We start from the raw sequence: 17,235 nt of genomic DNA, 5'->3' as shown, positions 1-17,235 counted from the left end.
CTCTCTTCCGCGCCCGCATGGCGCGGCGCGCGGACAGAGAAGCAGGGTACGATGACGCCGGTTCGCGACGCGGCAACGGTGCTGGTCGGACGCGACGGCGCCGCGGGACTCGAGGTTTTCCTGGTGCGCCGCCACGCGCGCTCGAGCTGGCTGGCCGACCTCTTCGTCTTTCCCGGCGGCGCCGTCGAGCCGGCGGATCGCGATCCCGCCGTGCTGGCGCGGGTCCGAGGCACGGCGGGCGAGGTCGACCCCGCGCTCGCGGTGACCGCCGCGCGCGAAACGTTCGAGGAAGGCGGCCTGCTCTTCGCAGACCGTCCGATCGATCCGCGCGAGCTCGGCGCCGCGCGGCGCGCGCTGCTCGCCGGGGAGCTCGGGTTCGGCGACGTGCTCGCACGATTCGACGCGGCGCTCGACGCGTCGCAGCTCCGCTACTTCTCGCGCTGGGTGACGCCGGAGGGCGAACCGCGGCGGTTCGACGCGCGCTTCTTCGTCGCGCGCGTCCCCGACGACCAGATCGCCGAGGCCGACGCCGTCGAAGTGTTGGACGGGCGCTGGTTCCGCCCGCGCGACGCGCTCGACGCCCTCGCGCGCGGAGAGATCGGGATGATCTTCCCGACGGTGAAGCACCTCGAACGGATCGCGCCGTACCGCAACGTCGACGACCTGCTCGCGTTCGCACAGGCGAAGAGCATCACCGTCGTGCGTCCGCACTTCGACGACGCCGGCGCACTCGCGATGGCACCCGAATTGGTCGACGGATGGTGACGCTGAGCCCGCGCGTCGGACGACTGCGCGCGAACAATCCCTCTCCGATGACGCTCGACGGCACGAACGGCTACGCGGTGCGGGTCGACGAGGGCGAACTGGTCGCGATCGATCCGGGACCGCTCGACGACGCCCAGCGCGACGCGTTCGTCGGCGCGGCGCGCGATGCCGGAGCGCGTTACGTCGCGATCCTGGTGACGCACGGGCATCCCGATCACGCGCCCGGAGCGGCGCCGCTCGCCGCAGCGACCGGCGCTCCGGTGTACGCGCACCGCGAGGCGCGCTTCCCGCACGATCGCACGCTCGCCGACGGCGAGCGGCTCACGTTCGCGCAGACGTCGATCGCGGCGCTCGAGACGCCGGGGCATGCAGTCGACCATCTCGTCTTCGTTCTCGAAGACGAGCGCGCGCTCTTTACGGGTGACGTGGTCGCGGGCCGGGGGTTCATGGTGATCGCGCCGCCGAGCGGCGAGATGCGGACGTATCAGCGGACGCTGCGGCGCCTGCGCGAGGAGCACGGCGACGCGCGCGCGCTTTACGGCGGCCACGGTCCCGAGGTGCATGACGTGCGCGCGAAGCTCGACGAATACATCGCGCATCGCGAGGAACGCGAGCGGCAGATCCTCGCCGCGCTGCGCGACGGCGCGACGACGGTCCCGGCGATCGTCACGCGCATCTACTCCGCAACGCCGCGCGCGCTATGGCCTGCGGCGGCGCGACAGGTGCTGGCGTATCTGATCGCGCTCGAACGCGAAGGCCGCGTCGCCGTCGCCGCCGCGACGCGCGCGGCCAATCGCGACGAAGCCGCGCTGCTCGACCCCGACCTCTCGAAACTCGACGGCGGCCGCGGCGCCGACGTCATCCGCGCCGAACTCGGCTTCGGAACCCCCGAGCCGCTGCGGACCTACACCCTCTCACGCTGAGCCCCGCTCCCGTCATCCGACCGCGACGACGACTTTGCCGAACTGCTCGCCGGAGTCGACTTTTTTTGCGGCCGCGACGATGTCGTCCATGGGAAAAACCGAGTCGACGATCGGGCGGATCGAACCGTCCCACATCGCGAGCATCGCGCGGAAATCGTTCGGCGAGCCCATCGACGAGCCGAGCACGTCGAGCTGTTTCCAGAACACCGAGAACGGGCGGATCTTCGCATCGCCGGTCGTTCCGCCGTAGGTGACGGCGCGAGCGCCGTAGCGCGCCGCGTTGAGCGCTTTTGCGAACGTGTCGCCGCCGACGCAGTCGACGATCAGCGACGGACCGCCGTCGATCGCGCTTACCTCCTTCTCCCACTTCTCGGACGTTTTGTAGTTGATCCCGACGTCGGCGCCGAGCGCTTTCGCGCGTGCGAGCTTTTCGTCGCTCGACGACGTCACGATCACCTTCGCGCCGATCCTCTTCGCGAACAGCAGCGCGAACGTTTGCACGCCGCTTCCGATCCCCGGCAAGAGGACGACGTCATCTTTCGTGCAGCCGCCGCGGGTCACGAGCGCGCGGTACGCCGTCACGCCGCCGAGCGGCATCGCCGCGGCCTCGTCGTCGCTCAGCGACGCCGGCGCGGGAACGACGTTCCCGGCGGGCACCGCGAGATACTCGGCCATCGTCCCTTGATGCGGCATTCCGAGCACCTGCGAGTCGCGCCGCCAAATCCGCTCGCTCTCGCCCCAGCCCAAGGTCGGATCGATCACCACGCGCGTGCCGACCGCCGGACCCTGCGCGCCCTCTCCGTGCGCCGCGACCGTTCCGACGCCGTCGGAACCCGGGACGCACGGGAGCTGGATCCCCGGATACAAGCCTTGGCTGATGAAGACGTCGCGCCGGTTGAACGCGGCGCGCGCAATCTTGACCAGGATCTCGCCGGGCGCGGGCGCCGGCTCGTCGACCGTGTCGACGCGGAATTGCTCGGGACCGCGCTCGCGGTCGATGGCGTGGATTCGTACGGCTCGCATCGCGATGGCGTACGCGGCCCGGCGGCGCCTCGCCTGTGGCGCGGCGCCGCACGGGAGCGGATGCGGCACGCGGCCAACAGAACGGGTCCCCATGGCATTCCCGTCCGCAGCGCTCGGGCCGCCGATCGCAAAACGGCTCTCCGCGCGCGACGTCACCGTCGAGGCCAACCGCTGTCTGAACTGCTACGACGCGCCCTGCACGCGCGCGTGCCCGACGGCGATCGACGTCCCGCGGTTCATCGGCCGCATCGCCACCGGCGATCTGGCGGGGAGCGCCCGCACGATCATGGACGCGAACCCGGTCGGCGCGAGCTGCGCGCGCGTCTGCCCGACCGATCAGCTCTGCGAAGGCGCCTGCGTCTACAACGCCGACGAGAACCCGATCCGCATCGGAGACCTCCAGCGCTACGCCACCGACTGGGCGATCGCGACCGGCGCCGTGCTGTTCGCGCCCGGCGCGCCGACCGGAAAGCGCGTCGCGGTGGTCGGCGGCGGTCCGGCCGGGCTCTCCGCCGCGCGCGAACTTGCGCGCTGCGGTCACGCGGTGACGATCTACGAACGCGACGCTGAGCCGGGCGGCCTGGACACCTACGGGATCGTCCCGTTCCGTCTCCCCGCGCACATCGCGTTGTGGGAAGCGGATCAGGTCCGAGCGCTCGGCGTCGAGATCGTCACCGGCGCGGCCGTCGGCGAGAAGATCGCGGCCGACGAGATCCTCACGCGCTTCGATGCGGTCGTGCTGACGATCGGGATGGGCGGCGTCCCGCGGCTGGGCATCCCCGGCGAAGACGCGCGCGGCGTATGGGACGCGCTCGACTTCATCCGCGCCGCGAAGACCGGCGGCGATCTCGGCCCGCTCGGCAACAGCGTCGCCGTCATCGGCGGCGGGAATACCGCGATCGACGCCGCCACCGCATCCCGCCGGCTCGGCGTCCCGTCGGTGACGATGTACTACCGCCGCGGCGCGGAGCGGATGACGGCGTACGGGTTCGAGATCGAGTTCGCCAAGGTCGAAGGCGTCGAGTTTCGCACCTACGCGCTGCCCACGCGCATCCTCGTTCGGGACGGCCGCGTCGCAGGGCTCGAAGTGATCGCGACTGCGCCCGACGGCAGCGCCTCGCCGCTGCCGGGGACGGAGCGAATCGTCCCCGCCGAGACGGTCGTGCTGGCGATCGGCCAGACGCGGCACACCTCATTGCTCGACGCGTTCGGGGTGACGCACGAACGCGGGATCGCTACCGTCGACGACCAGATGCGCACGAGCAACCCGCGCGTGTGGGCCGCCGGCGACTGCACGTTCGCGCCGGGCGGAATCGACGCGATGGTCGTCGAGGCCGCGCAGCGCGGGAAGCGCGCGGCGCACGCGCTCGACGCGGCGCTGCGCGGGGAGGTCGACGATGGCTGATCTGCGCAGCAGTCTGGCGGGGATCCGCAGCCCGAATCCGTTCTGGCTCGCCTCCGCGCCGCCGACGAACTCCGGCTATCAGGTGATGCGCGCGTTCGCCGCCGGCTGGGGCGGCGCGGTGTGGAAGACGCTCGCGCTCGAACCGATCGTCAACGTCACCTCGCGTTTCGGCGGCTACGACGTCGGCGCGACCAAGATGATCGGGATGAACAACATCGAGCTCATCACCGATCGTCCGCTCGACGTGAACCTGCGCGAGATCGCGGAGTGCAAGGCGGCGTATCCGGACCGTGCGATCGTCGCCTCGCTGATGACCGACTGCACGCGCGAGCGCTGGCACGAACTCGTGCACGCCGTCGAAACGGTCCGGGTCGACGGCTTCGAATTGAATTTCGGCTGCCCGCACGGGATGTCGGAGCGCGGGATGGGTTCCGCCGTCGGGCAGGATCCCGAACTGATCGAGACGGTCACGCGCTGGGTGAAGGAAGCCGCGCACGTCCCCGTGGTCGTGAAGCTCACGCCGAACATCACCGACGTGCGCTACGCCGCGCGCGCCGCGGTGCGCGGCGGAGCCGACGCCGTGAGCATGATCAACACGATCAACTCGCTGATCGGCGTCGATCTGGACTCGTGGCTCCCGATCCCGCACGTCGACGGGAAGTCGTCGCACGGCGGTTACTGCGGGCCGGCGGTCAAGCCGATCGCGCTCAACATGGTCGGTTCGTGCGCGAGCGATCCGCAGGTCGGCGTTCCGATCTCAGGGATCGGCGGGGTCTCGACCTGGCGCGACGCAGCCGAGTTCTTCCTGATGGGTGCGACCAACGTGCAGGTCTGCACGGCGGTGATGCATCACGGGTTCCGCATCGTCGCCGACATGATCGACGGCCTGACGAACTATCTCGACGCGCGCGGGATCGCCTCGGTGAACGACCTGATCGGCAAGACGGTACCGCGCTTCGTGAGCTGGAACGATCTCAACCTCGACTACCAGATCGTCGCGCGGATCGACCCGGATGCGTGCATCAACTGCAACCGCTGCTACATCGCCTGCGAAGACGCCGCGCACCAGTGCATCGAACGCCCCGCCGACCCGGCGCTGAAGCCCGTCGTCGACGAAGAGCACTGCGTGGGCTGCAACCTGTGCAGCATGGTCTGTCCGATCGAGGACTGCATCGAGATGGTGCGGGTCGACGCCGGCACCACTTCCCACACCTGGAGAGAACGGCTATCGGTACCATCGTAAAGGGCGGAACGGTCGTCACCGCGACCGACACGTTCCGCGCCGACATCCTGATCGAGGACGGGACGATCGCGGCGATCGCGCACGCGATCCCCGCCGCCGGCCATACGACCGTCGACGCGTCGGGCGCGCTGGTCTTCCCCGGGTTCATCGATCCGCACACCCACCTCGACATGCCGTTCGGCGGCACGACGACGATCGACGACTTCGCCAGCGGCACGGTCGCCGCGGCGCTCGGCGGAACGACGACGATCATCGACTTCGCGCTGCATACCAAGGGCGATTCGCTCGCGAACGCGCTCAAGACGTGGCACGCGAAAGCCGCCGGCAAAGCCGCGATCGACTACGCGTTTCATCTCACGATCGCCGACGGGCGGCCGGAGACGCTCGAGGAGATCCCCGAGATGATCGCGCGCGAGGGCGTCAACTCGTTCAAGGTCTTCATGGCGTACAAGCACGTCCTGCAAGTCGACGACGAGACGATCTTCAAAGTGCTCAAGGCGGCCGCGCGTTACGGCGGTCTGGTGCAGGTGCACGCCGAGAACGGCGACGTCATCGAGGTCACCGTCAAGGAGGCACTATCCGCCGGGCAGACCGCACCGAAATATCACGGTCTCACGCGGCCCGTCGAACTCGAGGCGGAGGCGACCTCGCGTGCGATCCGGCTGGCGGAAGTCGCGGGCGCGCCGCTCTACGTCGTTCACGTCTCGAGCGCGATGGCCGCCGACGCGATCAGCGACGGCCGCAAGCGCGGGCTGCCGATCTACGGCGAGACGTGCCCGCAGTATCTCGTGTGCGACGCGAGCGACTACGACCGTCCCGATTTCGCCGGCGCCAACTACGTGATGTCGCCGCCGCTGCGCGAGAAGCGCGATCAAGCCGTCCTGCTCAAGAAGCTGAAGAACGGCGAACTCCACGCGTTCGGGTCGGATCACTGCTCGTTCAACAACTGCGGACAGAAAGAACTCGGGAAGAACGACTTCTCGAAGATCCCCAACGGCGCGCCGACGATCGAAGACCGGGTGGCGATCCTCTTCGAGCACGGCGTGGTGAAGGGCGTGATCGGGCTGAATCAACTCGTCGCGCTGGCGTCGACGAATCCGGCCAAGCTGTTCGGCCTCTTCCCGCGCAAGGGCACGATCGCGGTCGGCAGCGATGCCGACATCGTCGTATGGGATCCCGGCGCCGAGCGCACGATCTCCGCGGCGACGCACCACATGAAAGCCGACAACAACATCTTCGAGGGGATGACGGTGCACGGCCGGCCGCGCTTCGTGCTCTCCCGCGGGCGGATCATCGCCGACGACGGCCGGTTCACCGGCGAGCCGGGGACCGGGATCCATCAAAAGTCCGCACCGTTCCGTCCGGTGCAGTTGTAGGAGTGCGCCGATGAGCGACACGGTGACGATCGGACTGATCCAAGCGCATCACGAGGCCGACGGCGCACAGTCGGTCGCGGTGCACAAGCGCAACGCGATCGAGAAGCACGTCGCGATGATTCGCGACGCCGCGCGGCGCGGCGCGCAGATCGTCTGCCTGCAGGAACTCTTCTACGGGCCGTACTTCTGCACCGAGCAGAACCCGAAGTGGTACGAGGCGACCGAACACGTCCCCGACGGGCCGACGACGCGGCTGATGCAGGATCTCGCGAAGGAACTCGAGATCGCGCTCGTCGTTCCGCTGTACGAGCGCACGATCAGCGGCGTGTACTACAACACCGCGGCCGTGATCGACGCCGACGGCTCGTTTCTCGGCCTCTACCGCAAGCATCACATCCCGCAAGTCGCCGCCGGACCGGCCGGCTGCGGCTTTTGGGAGAAGTACTACTTCAAGCCCGGCAACAGCGGCTACCCGACGTTCGCGACGCGCTACGCGCGCATCGGCGTCTACATCTGCTACGACCGGCACTTCCCCGAAGGCGCGCGGCTGCTGGGCCTGGGCGGCGCGGAGATCGTCTTCAACCCGTCGGCGACGGTCGCCGGGCTCTCGGAATATCTCTGGAAGCTCGAACAGCCCGCGCATGCGGTCGCCAACGGCTACTACGTCGGCGCGATCAACCGTGTCGGCTACGAGTCGCCGTGGAACATGGGCGAGTTCTACGGACAGTCGTACCTGGTCGATCCGCGCGGCTCGTTCGTCGCGATGGCGAGCCGCGACCAGGACGAAGTGCTCATCGGCGTGATGGACCGCGGGCTGATCGAAGAGGTGCGCAACACCTGGCAGTTCTATCGCGACCGCCGTCCGGAGACGTACGGCGCGATGGTAGAAGTGTAGCGCACGATGGTGACGCAGGCCGAACGCGACGGGATCGTCACGCTGACGCCGGGCGCCGCAAGCGCCGCGTCGCAGCGCGCCGAGCTCTGGAACGACGACCTGCGGCCGTGCACGCGCGAGGAGCACAACTGGCGCGCCTCGCGCTTTGCGAGCCTGTGGATCGGGATGTGCTTGTGCATCCCGACGTACTCGCTCGCCAGCGGGATGATCGCGCTCGGAATGAACTGGTGGGAAGCGACGCTGACGATCTTCACCGGCAGCGCGGTCGTGCTGGTGCCGATCCTGCTTGTCGCGCACGCCGGAACGCGCTACGGGTTCCCGTATCCGGTCTTCGCGCGGCTGTGGTTCGGGACGTTCGGCGCGCACGTCCCGGCGCTCGCGCGCGCGATCATCGGCGCGGGCTGGTTCGGGATCAACGCCTGGTTCGGCGGGCTCGCGCTCGACGCGATCCTCTCGCGCATCGCGCCGGGCTGGAGCGGGCTCGGGCCGCACACCGCGTTCGCGTTCGTCGCGTTCTGGCTGCTCAACGTCGGGATCGCGATGCGCGGACCGCAGGCGATCGGGCGGCTCGCCGCGTTCGCGGCGCCGACGCTGGGACTCGCGGCGGTAGCGCTGTTCGCGTGGGGGATGCACGCCGCCGGCGGCGTGGCGCCGATGCTGGCGACGCCCGCGTCACTGCACGGCGGGGCGTTTTGGGCGGCGTTCTTTCCGTCGGTGATCGGGGTGGTCGCGTTCTGGGCGACGCTCGCGCTGAACATCCCCGATTACTCGCGTTACGCCGTATCGCAGCCGGCGCAGCTGCGCGGGCAGCTCGTGATGCCGCTGGTGATGGCGCTGTTCTCGTTCGTCGGGATCGCGGTGACGTCGGCGACCGTCGCGGTCTACGGGAAAGCCCTCTGGAACCCGGTCGATCTGCTGGTGACGTTTCCGTTCCCGGTGGTGCTGCTCGGCGGCGCGATCGTGATTCTCTCGTCGATCACGATCAACGTCGGGGCGAACGTGATGGCGCCGGCGCGAGCATTCGAGAATCTGTGGCCGCGCACGATCACGTTTGCGATCGGCGCGGTGATGACGGGGCTGCTGGCGCTGCTGATGCAGCCGTGGTACGTCCTCGCGACGTTCCACAACTACGTGTTCACGTGGCTCGGCACGTACGGCACGCTGCTCGGTCCGTTCGACGGCATTGCGATCGCGGATTATTGGCTGGTGCGCGCGCGCCGGCTCGATCTCGCGGGCTTGTACGATCCGGCGAGCCGGTACAACTACGCGCGCGGCTGGAACGTCCGCGCGATCCTCGCGCTCGCCGCCGGCTGGATCCCGCCGCTTATCGGCTTCGTCGTCCCGGCGCTCGGATTTCTCTGGTCCGGCGGCTGGTTCTTCAGCATCATCGTCGCCGGACTGGCGTATGCTTACTTCATGCGCACCGACCACTCGCGCCTGAACGCCGCGGAGTACGCCACAATCACCGAACTCGACGAAACGCCCGCCGTCGGCTCCGCCGCCGCCTTCGCCGTCTCACGGTAACCGCGTCACGCTAGGCCGCGTGTCACGCTGAGCTTGTCGAAGGCAGCCGCCATGGCGCGCGAAGCGCTTCTGAAGGCCGCGGTCAGGGCTGCGCTTCGACAAGCTCAGCGTGACATGACTACCGTGACGCGGCGTGCGCGGCGGCGAGGTCGCCGACGGCGGCGTCGATGATCGCGATCCCTTCGTCGAGTTCTGCGTCGCTGATCGTCAGCGGCGGCGCGACGTGCATCACGTTGTAGCGACCGAAGCCGTACGCGCCCCGTTTGCGCAGCCCCGCGAACAGCGCCGGCATCACGCCCAACGACGCGCCCTGCCACGCCACCAGCGGCTCGCGCGTCTCGCGACTCGCGACGAACTCCATCGCGAAGAACGCACCGACGCCGCGCACCTCGCCGACGATCTCGTACTTCTCCCGCACCGCCTCGAGCCCGGCGCGCAGCCACTGTTCGATCGCGCGCCCGCGCGTAAAGAATCCACCCTCCTGATACGCGCGAATCGCCGCAACACCGGCCGCCATCGCCAGCGGATGCCCGGAATATGTGTGCCCGCCCGGCAGCGGCTTCGCATCGAACGCGGTCGCGTACCGCTCGCGAACCAGCACGCCCCCCAGCGGCACGTACGCCGAAGTCACGCCCTTCGCAAACGTCATCAGGTCGGGGACGACGCCGAACGTCTCGCTCGCGAATGTCGAGCCCGTTCGTCCGAACCCGGTCATCACCTCGTCCAAGATGAGCAGGATGCCGTGCCGGTCGCACAGCGCGCGCAGCCCGGCAAGATACCCCGCCGGATACACGATCACGCCGTTGGAGCCGACGACCGGCTCGATCAGGATCGCGGCGACCATCGCCGGATTTTCCGCGGCGATGACGTCGGTGACGTGCTGCAGCGCGCGCTGCGTCTCTTCGGCCGGATCGGCGGTGAAGAACGGGCTGCGATACGGATACGGCGCCCAGAAGTGCACCACGTGCCCCATCACGTTCGCGGGCTCGTTGAACCAGCGACGGTTCTCGCCGGTCAGCGTCGCCGATCCGGCCCCGGAGCCGTGGAAGGACCGATAGCCGGCGAGCACCTTCGGACGCCCGGTGATCTCGCGCGCGAACTTGACCGCGTCTTCGTTGGCGCCCGCACCGCCGGTGGTGAAGAACGCCCGCGCGCCCTCGTCGCCCCACGGCGCAATGCGGCTGAGCGCTTCGCCGAGTTCGGCGCGCGCATCGTTGAACCACGCCGGCGGGCTGAAGCAGAGCCGGTCGATCTGCGCGTGCATCGCAGCGAGCACCGCCGGATGGCCGTGCCCGAGGTTGACCGCGATCAGCCCCGAAGTGAGGTCGAGGTAGCGGTTCCCGGCGTCATCGTAGAGGTACACTCCCTCGCCCCGCACGATGACCGGCAGGTCGAGCCCGCCCTGGGCGGCCCAGGGCGTGAGAACGTAGCGGGCGTGCTTCGCAGCGAGCGGGTCGTGCGCGATCATGGTCTAGCATCGGCGTCCCGAACGCGCGGTCCCTGCTTGGCGTCGGAGCCGCCGTTCGAGAGCCCGCGAACAGCCCCGGGAAGCGGGAGCGAAAACCGGGCACAGCATCGTGCGCGAGCGCGTCGCCGTCGCGCAGCACGCCGCGTCCCTGAGCGAGTTTCGCGCGCGACAAGGTCACGCCGCGTGCGGGAAGAGGCCGATCAGCGCGTGCAGCAGACCGATGAGGCGGTGCACGATGCCGGGGACGAATTCGTAGAATGCGACCGCGCCGGCGAACGTGCGCGGCAAGCCGATCGTGACGAACGGCAGACCGGCGATGATGAGGATCGCGATCCAGCCCAGATACGGCGCGAAGCCGCGCAGCGGGCTCTCGCGCGTGACGATCGTGCCGCTGGCGAGATCGCCGAGCCTGCGGTGCGCGGGCGCGAGCGCGAGCACGAAACCAACGCCGAGCGCGTCGAGCGGACGCAGCAGCATGCGCACGAACGCGCGCGCGAAGCCGACGCCGCGTTCGCGCAGCGCGTAGACGTGCAGTCCGAACGCGAGTTTTCCGATCGTCGTTCCGGCGATCGCTTCGGCGACGATCACGTAGACGAGCGCGAGGATCGTGCCCATCAGCAGCGTGACGTCGAAACCGCGCTGCGTGTTCGTCGGCAGACCCGTCAGCGGGTTGATCGCGATCAGCGCGTACGCGAAGATGGTGAGCACGCCGGCAACGAGACCGACGTCGATGCCGAATGCCGCCAAGCGCGCGATCGCGTAGCTGAGCGGGCTGCCGACCGGGAAGCGCGGCCCGACGGGTTTGACGGGCGTGACGTTGCGCGGGGCCGGGCCGACGACGACCGCTTCCTCCACCGGTCCGGCCGCATGATACGCCCCGCCGCGCGCCGGCGGCGGCAGGTCGATGCGCGGCATCGCAACGGTGGGATCCTGGTCCCCGGTGTTCTGGTGCACGGTCGTGCCGGAGATACCCCGAGGGGCTCGCCGAGTTTCGTTCTCCGCGGCGCGGCGCGACAGCTTGACTTTTAGCAGGCCGATGAAAAATCGGCCGAGTTGATGTTGGCGTGACGGCGTTTTTCGCGTATTATAAGAGCAAGTCTCCTCATACCTTGGTGAGGTTGCGGCCGATGCGGACTCATGATGAGCAGCGTGCATCCGTTTGGACGACGTTGCAGCCGGAAGACACCGTGCCCGGCGATCATCCGTTGCGCCCGATGCGCGTGATGGTCAACGAAATTCTGCGCGAACTCTCGCCGGAGTTTTCCAAGCTCTACTCCCGACGGGGCCGGCCATCGATCGCGCCGGAGAAGCTGCTGAGCCTTGCTGTTGCAAATGTTCTACTCGATCCGCAGCGAGCCGATGCTGCTGGAGCAGTTGCGTTACAATTTGCTCTTTCGTTGGTTCGTGGGCTTGAGCATGGACGACAAGATCTGGGACCCCTCGACGTTCAGCAAGAACCGCGATCGGTTCTTGAATGGCGAAATCTCCGAGCGGTTCTTCGCCGCTGTGGTCGAGCGGGCGCGTGCCGACGAACTGCTCTCGAACGAGCATTTCACCGTCGATGGGACGCTAATCGAGGCGTGGGCCAGCCACAAGAGCTTTCGGCCCAAGTCGGACGACGAACCGCCGACCTCGAGCGGCGGTCGCAACGAGGGCGTGAACTTTCGTGGCCGGCCGCGCAGCAACGAGACGCACGTCTCGAGTACCGATCCGGACGCGCGGTTGTACCGCAAGAGCAGCGGCGCGCCGGCGATTCTCGGCTATCTCGGACATGCTCTGATGGAGAATCGCAACGGCTTGATCGTCGGCGTGAAGACCACTCGCGCGACCGGGATCGCCGAACGCGAAGCAGCGCTGGAATTGATTCGCGGGGTCAGCGGAAGCAACCGAATCACGCTCGGCGCCGACAAGGCGTACGATACCAAAGACTTTGTCGAGGCGTTGCGAGCGCTCAACGTGACGCCGCACGTTGCTCAAAATACGACCCGTCGCCGCAGCGCGATCGACCGCCGAACCGTCCGCCATCCGGGCTACACGGTGAGTCAACGCAGGCGCAAGTTGATCGAGGAGAGCTTCGGGTGGGGCAAGACGATCGGCCGATTGCGCAAGGTGCATTTCCGCGGGCTTGATCTGGTCGGCGACATTGTGCGCTGGACGGCCGCGGCGTACAACTTGATCAGGATACGCAATCTGAGGGCCGCGACATGATGCGAAGTGATGCTGACCCGAGGGGCGTTTTCGAGATGAACCGCTCGGCAACGGGCTTCGAGAGGTCCGCCGACCTCCCGAAAACCGTGCTGAACGGGCAGTTCGCGAACCACGCGCCGATTTTTTCACGGGGCTGTTAGACGAAGCCGCTGGCGGCGGTGGCGCCTTTCTTTTGGAGTTCGCGCTGGCGGAGTTCGACGCGGCGGATCTTGCCGGAGCGCGTCTTCGGGAGTTCCGCGACGAACTCGATCGCGCGCGGATACTTGTAGGGCGCGGTCACGCGCTTGCAGTGCTCTTGGAGTTCTTTCACCAGCGCATCGCTGGGCTCGAAGCCCGGACGCAGGACGATGAACGCCTTGACGATGTTGCCGCGATCGGGATCGGGCGAACCGACGACCGCGGACTCCATCACGGCCGGATGCTCGATCAACGCGCTCTCGACCTCGAACGGGCCGATGCGGTACGCGCCCGAGGAGATCACGTCATCGGCGCGGCCTACGAACCAGAAGTAGCCGTCGTCGTCGACTTGCGCGCGGTCGCCGGTGAGATACCACTCGCCGCGGCGCGACCCCGCGGTCTCGCCGTCGTTCTTGTAGTAGCCGACGAAGAGCGACGGCGGGTTGCCGCGCAGCGCGATGTCGCCGATCTCACCCGGCTCGCAGACCGCACCGTGCTCGTCGACGACCGCGACGTCGTGACCGGGCGTCGGTTTGCCCATCGAGCCCGGCCGCACCGGGACGCCCGGGCGATTCGACACGAGCAGCGTGTTCTCGCTTTGGCCGTAGCCGTCGAGAATCGTCAGCCCGATGGCGTTCTTCCAGATCTCGATGACTTCGGGGTTGAGCGGTTCGCCGGCCGAGACGCAGTGGCGCAGCTTCGGGAGTTTCCAGCGCGCGCCCAGATCCGGCAGCTTCGCTTCGAGACGGTATTCGGTCGGCGCCTGACACAGCACGGTCACGTCGAGATCGCGGATCATGTCCATGCGGCGTTCGGGGACGAACGCGCCTTCGTCGAGCACGATCGGCGCACCGCACGACCACGGGCCGAGCAGCACGTTCCACAGCGACTTCGCCCAGCCGGTTCCGGCGGTGCACCACACGAGGTCGGTCGGCTTCACGTCGAACCACGTCGCGGCTTGCGTGCGGTTCGCGAACGTCCACGCGACGGTATGCACCACGCCTTTCGGATCTTTCGTCGTGCCGCTCGTGTACACGATGTACGCCATGTCGGCCGGCGACGTCGGCGCGCCGTCCCAGCCCTGCGCGTCGCGCACGAGCGCGTCAGCGTTCGACCACCCGGCGCGCTCGCCGCCGACGAGCAGCCACGCGTGCACGCCGGGTGCGTCGGGGCGCAACGCCTCGAGTTCGGCGGCGTTGCTCGCGTGGCCGACGATGCCCACCGCGCCGCTGTGCGTCGCGCGATAGAGCAGATCTTTGGCACGCAGCTGCTCGGCGCTCGGCACCGCGACCGCGCCGATGCGCAGCAGCGCCGTCATGCAGAACAGCCACTCCGGGATCTTCGGGATGACGACCAGCACGCGATCGCCCTTGGCGATCCCCGCCTCGCGCAGCACGGACGCCCAGCGCTTCGTCGCATCCGCGATCTCGGCGAACGTGTACTCGCGCCGCTGAAGCGAGGCGTCGACGGCGACGAGGCCGCGGCGATCCTCAGCCGCGAGCCGGTCGACCACGTCGCGCGCAAAGTTGAAGTCGGACGGGACGTCCCAACGAAACGCGGAGTCGCTCATGCGGCCGAGGATTCGCAGATCGGCCCGGCGCACCCGCTCGCATGGCATTCCCCGATTTCGCCCGGCTCCTGCGCGCCTCGAACATTCGTGTCGGCGACTTCCGGGCACGCGGCGCGCCCGCAATTCTCATCGGCGTGAGCGCGGTGGTGCTCTCCGCCGGGACCGTGCGCGTGCTGGCGCTCGCCGCGCCCTCGCTCACCGACGTGCTGCGCGAGGCGACGAAGCTGGCCGCCGTCGTGCGCGGCGATCAGCGGCGGCTGACGCCCTAGGGAATCGCCGCGATCACCACGGCGCGGTAATCCGCAGAACGATCCGCCGCGGCGCGTTCCACTGCGTCGTGTTGAACCCGTTGTTCGCTTTGATCAGAAAGCGGTGATCGAGGAGATTATCCACCGAGAGCGTGTACCCGAGCGACCGCGCGGCGCGATCCGGCTGACGACCGACCGACGCGTCGACGAGCCAGTGCGCCGGCAGGCGGCCCTGACCGTTCTGGAACTGCACCGGAAAGCCGGTGCCGTACTCGGTCTGCAGCGTCGCAAACGAACGAAGGCCGGCGCCGAAGCGGCGCGTCGCGAACGCGTTCGCTTCCCAGCGCTGATCGTGGTCTTCCGGCTGCAGGGTGATGTCGCCGGCGCTCTGGGGCGGGAAGAGGAACGTGCTCCCGGAGACACCGCCTGCTTCGGCGCGCGAGAACGTCGCCGAGATCCCCAGATCGCTCCTGGGCGAACTCCCGTCCACGCGCAATTCCGCACCGCGCACGCGGCCCACCGCGTTGTTGAAGACCGCGAAGAGCGGCGTGTTCGCGAGCTGGGTCGTGTCGAGCACGTTCACCGCGGTGCGGTTGAACGCGTTGACGTATCCGCGCAGACCCGGACGGAACGTCCGCGCAATGCCCAACTCGACGTACGTGTCGCGTTCGGGTTTGAGGTCGTACACCGGCGCGGCCGACGAGGCCGTCTGCGTGACGACGGCGTCGCGGCGCGTATCCTCAAGCCCGGGTGCCGAGTAGAGCCGGCCGTAATAGGCGTGGAGCACGGTGCCGGGCGCGACCTCGTCGTTGATCTCGATGCGCGGACCGAGCTGCGCGCCGCCGACGTAGCCGGTGCTGCGGTCCCAGCGCACGCCGGCGTTGATCGCGAGCCGCGCGGCCGGCGTCCACTTGTCTTCGACGTAGATGCCGGTCTGCGTTCCGCGTTGCGCCGCGTTGTCGACGAAGTCGGGTGCGCCGGTGATGCGGATGAGCGCGTTCGAGCGGACGTTCTCTTGGGTGAGATCGATTCCGGCTTTGATCGCGTGCCGGTCGCTCGCGTGGAACGTCGAGATCCGCAGCCCCGCGTAGCTCGCCGTGCGATCTTGACGAAGCCCGTTCTGCGGCGTCGTCGTGCCGTCGCCGTTGTTCACGAACGCCTGCACGTCGCGCTCGAGGTCGCCGTTGTACGACACGCGGTTGTAGCGTGCCCACGGCACGACGCGGACGTAACCGTTGCCGTCGCGCGAGGTGCGCGTGAACGACAGGCTCGCGAAGCGATCGTATTCGTTCTGGACGTCGTCGGTGCCGGGCGCCGCGACCAGCGGTGAATTCGGATCGTTCGCCCTCAAGTTGATCGGAATCTGGAAGCTGCTGTATTGATTCGAGAGATCGAGCGCCAGCAGGTTGCGTTCGGAGAGCGGGACCGCAATCCGCAGGAACTGATCGGATGCCGATGAGTCGTCGTGCTGCGCGTCGCGCGAGGGCGAATCGAGACCGCGACCGGTGCGCGAGCCGTTGAACGCGAGCGCAATCTGCGCCTTGCCGGAGGTGAAGCGCTGCGTGAGCCGCACGTCCGCCGTTCCCAGTTCTCCGCCGCCCAGCGTCAACGCGCCGCCGCGCGCGCCGGCATCGGTGCCGCCGCTGATCACGTTGACGATCGCCCCCTGTCGCGAGCCGCCGAACTCCGCCGGGAACGCCCCGGTGAAGACCTCGACGGCTTGCGCGTTGCGCGGATCGATGAGCTGTGCGAAATTCGAACTCGTCGACTGCGGAAGCGGCGCGCCGTCGAGTTCGTAGCTCAAGCCGTGAAACCCGTGAGCGACCGGTTCGTCGTACGAAAAGCGCACCACGCCGGGAACTTGTTCCACGACCGCGTCGAGCCGGTCGTTCCGCGGCAGCGCCGCCAACCGGTTCGCGCCGAAGGCGTTCTGCGAGACCGGTGTGCCGCGCACGCCCGTCGCGGTCGCCGTGGCCCGGCCGATGACCGGCGCAGCGATCAGCGCGACGTCGACGACGGCGTCGCTCGCAACCTCGACGGTCGCCGACGCAGTCCCCGCGGGACCGCGCGCGGCGAGCCGATAACGTCCGAACGGAACGCGCGCGAAGGCAAAGCGGCCGTCCTCACCGGTGGTCGCGGTCAACGCGACGCGCTCGCCGGTCAGCGTGACGGCGACCTGCGGGAGCGGGCGGCGATCGGCGCCGGTCAGCGTGCCGCGGACGATCCCGACGACGTCGGCGCGGGCGGGCGCGACGGTCGAGCACAGTGCCGCGGCGGTGAAGACGAGCGCGGCGAGGACAAGGCGATTTCGATCCATACATGAACTCCGGTCGAGCGCAAAAGGCAACGGCCGCGCATCGCGCGCGTCCAACGCTGTGCCTCAGGCATAAGATTTCCGTGAAGGCTGCGG

At 68.6% G+C, this 17,235-nt stretch carries 13 protein-coding genes and 1 pseudogene; 9 read left to right on the top strand and 5 right to left on the bottom strand.

Going from position 1 to position 17,235, the window contains the following annotated elements:
• Positions 1-51: 51 nt before the first annotated feature.
• A complete protein-coding gene (locus WPS_RS02205; protein ID WP_317996231.1) occupies positions 52-765 on the top strand; it encodes an NUDIX hydrolase in 714 nt (237 codons plus the stop codon).
• Positions 759-1,688 (top strand): MBL fold metallo-hydrolase, encoded by a 930-nt coding sequence (locus WPS_RS02200; protein WP_317996230.1) that lies wholly within the window; start codon positions 759-761, stop codon positions 1,686-1,688. The genes WPS_RS02205 and WPS_RS02200 overlap by 7 nt, the downstream gene beginning before the upstream one ends.
• Before the next feature lie 12 nt (positions 1,689-1,700).
• Here WPS_RS02200 and WPS_RS02195 read toward each other — a convergent pair whose 3' ends face one another.
• The gene (locus tag WPS_RS02195; protein ID WP_317996229.1) at positions 1,701-2,711 is read right to left on the bottom strand and encodes a zinc-binding dehydrogenase; all 1,011 of its coding nucleotides are present in this window, start codon (positions 2,709-2,711) and stop codon (positions 1,701-1,703) included.
• Between the two features lie 91 nt (positions 2,712-2,802).
• Here WPS_RS02195 and WPS_RS02190 point away from each other — a divergent pair, with 91 nt between their 5' ends.
• From WPS_RS02190 to WPS_RS02170, 5 genes are read left to right on the top strand one after another with little or no spacing between them, the layout of a single operon-like run.
• The gene (locus tag WPS_RS02190; RefSeq protein ID WP_317996228.1) at positions 2,803-4,116 is read left to right on the top strand and encodes an NAD(P)-dependent oxidoreductase; all 1,314 of its coding nucleotides are present in this window, start codon (positions 2,803-2,805) and stop codon (positions 4,114-4,116) included.
• Entirely contained in the window at positions 4,109-5,359 is a 1,251-nt protein-coding gene (gene preA, locus WPS_RS02185; protein ID WP_317996227.1) for an NAD-dependent dihydropyrimidine dehydrogenase subunit PreA, read from the top strand. The genes WPS_RS02190 and preA overlap by 8 nt, the downstream gene beginning before the upstream one ends.
• Positions 5,344-6,735 carry a dihydropyrimidinase gene (gene hydA / locus WPS_RS02180; protein ID WP_405054984.1) on the top strand — a complete coding sequence of 464 codons (1,392 nt, stop codon included), beginning with the start codon at positions 5,344-5,346 and terminating at the stop codon, positions 6,733-6,735. The genes preA and hydA overlap by 16 nt, the downstream gene beginning before the upstream one ends.
• A 10-nt stretch (positions 6,736-6,745) precedes the next feature.
• On the top strand, positions 6,746-7,630 hold the full coding sequence (locus tag WPS_RS02175; protein WP_317996225.1) for a nitrilase-related carbon-nitrogen hydrolase: 885 nt from the start codon (positions 6,746-6,748) through the stop codon (positions 7,628-7,630).
• A 6-nt stretch (positions 7,631-7,636) separates the two neighbouring features.
• Positions 7,637-9,154 carry an NCS1 family nucleobase:cation symporter-1 gene (locus WPS_RS02170; protein ID WP_317996224.1) on the top strand — a complete coding sequence of 506 codons (1,518 nt, stop codon included), beginning with the start codon at positions 7,637-7,639 and terminating at the stop codon, positions 9,152-9,154.
• Between the two features lie 118 nt (positions 9,155-9,272).
• Here the strand turns inward: WPS_RS02170 and WPS_RS02165 are convergent, their stop codons facing one another.
• Both WPS_RS02165 and WPS_RS02160 read right to left on the bottom strand, forming a co-directional pair.
• On the bottom strand, positions 9,273-10,622 hold the full coding sequence (locus tag WPS_RS02165; RefSeq protein ID WP_317996223.1) for an aminotransferase class III-fold pyridoxal phosphate-dependent enzyme: 1,350 nt from the start codon (positions 10,620-10,622) through the stop codon (positions 9,273-9,275).
• A 174-nt stretch (positions 10,623-10,796) separates the two neighbouring features.
• A complete protein-coding gene (locus WPS_RS02160; RefSeq protein WP_317996222.1) occupies positions 10,797-11,576 on the bottom strand; it encodes an RDD family protein in 780 nt (259 codons plus the stop codon).
• Between the two features lie 260 nt (positions 11,577-11,836).
• Here WPS_RS02160 and WPS_RS02155 point away from each other — a divergent pair.
• Positions 11,837-12,830, top strand: a pseudogene (locus WPS_RS02155) (IS5 family transposase).
• A gap of 136 nt (positions 12,831-12,966) precedes the next feature.
• Here WPS_RS02155 and WPS_RS02150 read toward each other — a convergent pair.
• Complete coding sequence (locus WPS_RS02150; protein ID WP_317996221.1) at positions 12,967-14,577, bottom strand: acetate--CoA ligase; 1,611 nt, start codon at positions 14,575-14,577, stop codon at positions 12,967-12,969.
• A gap of 41 nt (positions 14,578-14,618) precedes the next feature.
• Between WPS_RS02150 and WPS_RS02145 the strand changes: the two genes are divergently transcribed.
• Positions 14,619-14,846, top strand: a complete 228-nt coding sequence (locus tag WPS_RS02145; RefSeq protein ID WP_317996220.1) for a hypothetical protein — start codon at positions 14,619-14,621, stop codon at positions 14,844-14,846.
• A gap of 13 nt (positions 14,847-14,859) precedes the next feature.
• On the opposite strand, the gene WPS_RS02140 is transcribed toward WPS_RS02145, so the two are convergent.
• The gene (locus tag WPS_RS02140) at positions 14,860-17,196 is read right to left on the bottom strand and encodes a TonB-dependent receptor (protein ID WP_317996219.1); all 2,337 of its coding nucleotides are present in this window, start codon (positions 17,194-17,196) and stop codon (positions 14,860-14,862) included.
• Positions 17,197-17,235: the final 39 nt, after the last annotated feature.

The organism is Vulcanimicrobium alpinum, from assembly GCF_027923555.1.
Classification (GTDB): domain Bacteria; phylum Vulcanimicrobiota; class Vulcanimicrobiia; order Vulcanimicrobiales; family Vulcanimicrobiaceae; genus Vulcanimicrobium; species Vulcanimicrobium alpinum.
This window is presented reverse-complemented; position numbering and strand designations above follow the sequence as displayed.

Bases quoted from the DNA above. Each gene is read 5' to 3' on its own strand.
- WPS_RS02205 (WP_317996231.1), top strand. From the start codon at position 52: ATGACGCCGGTTCGCGACGCGGCAACGGTGCTGGTCGGACGCGACGGC.
- WPS_RS02200 (WP_317996230.1), top strand. From the start codon at position 759: ATGGTGACGCTGAGCCCGCGCGTCGGACGACTGCGCGCGAACAATCCC.
- WPS_RS02195 (WP_317996229.1), bottom strand. From the start codon at position 2,711: ATGCGAGCCGTACGAATCCACGCCATCGACCGCGAGCGCGGTCCCGAG.
- WPS_RS02190 (WP_317996228.1), top strand. From the start codon at position 2,803: ATGGCATTCCCGTCCGCAGCGCTCGGGCCGCCGATCGCAAAACGGCTC.
- preA (WP_317996227.1), top strand. From the start codon at position 4,109: ATGGCTGATCTGCGCAGCAGTCTGGCGGGGATCCGCAGCCCGAATCCG.
- WPS_RS02175 (WP_317996225.1), top strand. From the start codon at position 6,746: ATGAGCGACACGGTGACGATCGGACTGATCCAAGCGCATCACGAGGCC.
- WPS_RS02170 (WP_317996224.1), top strand. From the start codon at position 7,637: ATGGTGACGCAGGCCGAACGCGACGGGATCGTCACGCTGACGCCGGGC.
- WPS_RS02165 (WP_317996223.1), bottom strand. From the start codon at position 10,622: ATGATCGCGCACGACCCGCTCGCTGCGAAGCACGCCCGCTACGTTCTC.
- WPS_RS02150 (WP_317996221.1), bottom strand. From the start codon at position 14,577: ATGAGCGACTCCGCGTTTCGTTGGGACGTCCCGTCCGACTTCAACTTT.
- WPS_RS02145 (WP_317996220.1), top strand. From the start codon at position 14,619: ATGGCATTCCCCGATTTCGCCCGGCTCCTGCGCGCCTCGAACATTCGT.